Raw genomic sequence first — 1066 nt, 5'->3', positions numbered from 1 at the left:
CCTGATGGCCCCAGAGTGGCCGTGTAGGGCACACCATGGATAGTGATGCTGGTCTGGGGGTTGTCCGCGCTCGGCAGCAACTCAAGCCAGGACATTGCAAGCCGAAGGCCAGCCGGTGCCGGTTGATTGCGGTGTTGCCAGCTCGGAGGGACAGCTTCTCCCAAGTCGTCCACAGGCAGCGTGTACTGTGGGGTGCCGAAGATCGATGCCCCCAAGCTTTGCTCCCATGGTGCGTCTGGCGGATTGACGCTTTGCACCGGTGAATAGGCGGCTGACGGCAAATCCTGCCGGAAGGGCGCTGTATTCCAGCTATCGGGAAGCTGGCCTGATTGAGTCACTCCATGCCAAAACTCTGCGGGATCGGCGATCTGTGTGGAGGACTCCGGTCCAGCCGCCGCAGCCCCCGCTCGATCACCGTTGGGCGCGGTGCTCAGACGTCGTTGGAGTTGCTCCCGATCGGCGACGAGGTTGTCGAGGTGCAGCACGGCTGGCCGGCCTCTTCGCGCCAGTCGTCTAACGAGCGCCCGCGTGCCGTCAACCACGAAGACTCCGCAATCATAGTCGTTGCGCTGTTGGGTCATGCGGACGGGCTCCAGACGGGTACCCAACCTTTGTGCGAGCATTGCTGCAAACTCGTTGTTCTGGCCCCGGAAGGAGTCATAGTGATAGGCAGCCGGCCCCTCGCGGTTGCGACGGTCAACGAGTAGCAGCGACCAATGGGTGCCCCGGTGATCAGGATCCGAAGCACTGGCATCGCTCACTGGAAGGAACAGGAAGTCGGCTGTATCTCTTCCATTCTGATCATTAACGATGCGCTGGAAAGCGCTCAGCGCGGTCCTCTCATCGCCCAGGCGCAGATGATAATGGGCTATCAGGGGATCGATAAGCCGCGTCCTGGCGGCGAGATCCGGATCGTTTCGCTGCAAGTCCTGCATTAGCAGCTCATAATCCGTCTGGATATGCTGGTCGCCCAGCCATTCGGTATGGTCGAGCGACAATCCGCTGCGGCCTTCGATCGATGGATCAACCTGCTGCAGCGGCGAAGTTGATCTGAACTCGGCACGTG

The 1066-nt window shown here is 61.1% G+C and carries 1 protein-coding gene; it reads right to left on the bottom strand.

Annotated features, from left to right (window positions below):
- Window positions 1–1066 (bottom strand): Ulp1 family isopeptidase (locus tag MOV76_RS39205; protein WP_245421421.1); only part of this gene is annotated, 1066 nt, incomplete at both ends.

It is taken from the genome of Rhizobium sp. PRIMUS64 (assembly GCF_023006465.1).
GTDB lineage: Bacteria > Pseudomonadota > Alphaproteobacteria > Rhizobiales > Rhizobiaceae > Rhizobium > Rhizobium leguminosarum.
This window is presented reverse-complemented; position numbering and strand designations above follow the sequence as displayed.